Origin of the sequence: Kitasatospora sp. NPDC047058 (assembly GCF_040643935.1) — a bacterium.
In the GTDB taxonomy this organism is placed as follows: domain Bacteria; phylum Actinomycetota; class Actinomycetes; order Streptomycetales; family Streptomycetaceae; genus Kitasatospora.
Genome location: NZ_JBEYVJ010000709.1, coordinates 1 through 2,333, shown reverse-complemented (window position 1 = coordinate 2,333; position 2,333 = coordinate 1). Strand labels below are relative to the sequence as shown.

General features: G+C 74.8%; 2 protein-coding genes. One reads left to right on the top strand and one right to left on the bottom strand.

What is annotated here, in order from left to right:
- Positions 1-1,611: glycosyl hydrolase family 18 protein (locus ABZ885_RS39600; RefSeq protein WP_360199817.1), on the bottom strand; the 1,611-nt coding region annotated here is incomplete at its 3' end.
- A 321-nt stretch (positions 1,612-1,932) separates the two neighbouring features.
- Here ABZ885_RS39600 and ABZ885_RS39595 point away from each other — a divergent pair.
- On the top strand, positions 1,933-2,333 hold a 401-nt coding region (locus ABZ885_RS39595; RefSeq protein ID WP_360199815.1), incomplete at its 3' end, for a class I SAM-dependent methyltransferase.

Genomic DNA, 2,333 nt, shown 5'->3' with positions numbered 1-2,333 from the left:
CCGGGGTAGACCGGCATCGCGGTGGTCACCTGGTGGGTGAGGTCGACGAGGGTCGCAGCCATGCCGCCCATCCTCCCAGGGGCCGGGCCCGGCGGCGACGCCGTCGAAGAGGCCGGCCGCCGAGGCCGGGCCGCCGGAGGCGTCACCGGCGATGCCGGTCGGCAGGTTCCCCTTGAGGAACATGTCGACGCAGGAGGAGACGAAGGCCTTGCGGGAGGCGTCGGTGGCGGCCGCGTCGGAGAAGTACTTGGAGTAGGTCCAGCCGCCGATCGAGATGGTCAGGCGCAGGTTGGGGTACTTCGCCTTGAGCTGGCGCAGCTGGTTGAAGTTGCCCTTGAGCGGCTGCTCCCAGGTGTCGGCCGAGCCGTCCACGCCGGCCGCGCCGTTGTAGTCGGCCTGGTAGTCGGCGTAGGCGTCGCCCGCGCCGTCACCGGCGTTGGGGTTGGACTCGTTGGCCGAGTCGGAGGCCTTCACCGCCTGGAAGCAGGTGTGCGAGGTCGGGTGGATGTTGGCGAAGGCGTAGGTGATGACGTCCAGCTTGCCGGCGGCGCCGCTGGTGTCGACGTTCTTCGCGTGGTACGCGTTCTCGTAGACGCCCCACTGGTCGAAGTAGGCGGAGCGGAACGGCGCGGCGGCGGGCGCGGCGGCGGTCGTGGTGGAGACCTTCGCGGACTGGGCGGAGCCGTGGTTGCCCGAGTAGGCCTGGACGGTGAAGCCGTAGGCGGTGGCCGGCAGCAGCGAGCTGACGGCGACCGAGGTGCCCATCGAGGTGGCGACCAACTGGGCACCCGCGTAGACCTTGTAGGAGACCGGCCCGTCGCCGCCGGTCAGGGTGGACGGCTGCCAGCCGAGGACGACGGCGTTGTGGGTGACCTTGGTGACGGTCACGCCGGTGGGCGTGGTGACCTTGCCGTCCCCGGTCGGTCCGGTGCCCGTCGCGGTCGCTGTGGCGGTGGCGGTCGGGCTGGTCGACGCCGTGGGGCTGGTCGTGGCGGTCGGGCTGCCCGATGCCGTGGGGCTGGTGGAGGAGGTCGGGCTGGCGGTCGCCGTCGGGCTGCCGCTCGGCCCGGCGGGCCCGGTCAGGCTGAGGTCGTCCGCGCGGTAGGCGCCGGTGCCGTACCAGCCGTGCGTGAACACCGTCACCGAGGTGGTGCCCGCTCCGGTGGTGAAGCTGGTGCTGAGCTGCGTCCAGCCGGTGGCGCCCGGCGTCCAGGACTGGGAGTTGACGCCGGTCCCGGTCGCGCCGAGGTAGACGTAGCTGCCCTGGACCCAGCCGGACAGGGTGTACGTGGTGTTCGGCTGGACGGCGACGGTCTGCTGGCACTGCGCGGTGTCCGAGGCCGAGGCGGCTCCGCTCAGCGCGTAGCTGCCGCCGTGCACCGGGGTGGTGACGACCGATCCGTCGGCACAGGTCCAGCCGGTCAGGTCGCCGGCCTCGAAGCCGGCGTTGGCCAGCAGTTCGGCCGCCGCCGCCGAGGCCGTGTCGAGCGAGAGGGCGAGGGCGGCGCTGCCGGTGGTGAGCGTGGCCGCGAGGGCCAGTGCGGCGGCCCGTCGGCGTGGCGCGGCGGCCCGGCGCTCGGCCGGGCGCGCGGGCGTGACTCGGTCGTGCATGCGGTTGTCCTCCGGAGGAGTGGGGTTTCCGGCGGTGCGATGGCCCGGGCGGGCCGCGGGGAGCCGAACCGGGCGCTGTGGGGGTGCGCGGGCGGGTGAACACGTGCTTCCGTGCTGGGAACGCAGGACGGCGCGGCGCCCGGACGGGCCGGATGGCCCGTACGCGTCACCACGCATCGACGACACCACAGATTGGACTGGACCAATATTCGCCGTCAAGGGGGTCCGCGGGCAGGGTCGGCCGGGAGCCGCCGCGCCGGTACGGTGGCGTCCGGAGCGGCCCGCCGGACGGTGCGGCCCCGGCGGACGGAGGAGGAGCGGATGAACAGCCGGGACTGGGACGAGCGCTACACCGCGAGCGAGCTGGTCTGGGGTGCCGAGCCGAACCGCTGGGTGGTCCGCGAGCTGGCCGGCCTCACCCCCGGCCGGGCCCTGGACCTCGCCGCCGGTGAGGGCCGCAACAGCATCTGGCTGGCCCGGCAGGGCTGGCGGGTCACCGGCCTGGACTTCTCCGCGGCCGGCCTCCGGCGCGCCGCCCGGCTCACGGCGGGGCTGCCCGCCGAGGTGGCGGCCCGGCTGACCTGGCGTCAGGACGACGCCCGCACCTTCCCCGCCCCGCCCGAGGGCTACGACCTCGTGGTGGTCGCCTACCTCCAGCTCCCCGCCGGCGACCGGCAGGCCGCGCTGCGCCGGGCCGCCGCCGCGCTCGCCCCCGGCGGCAC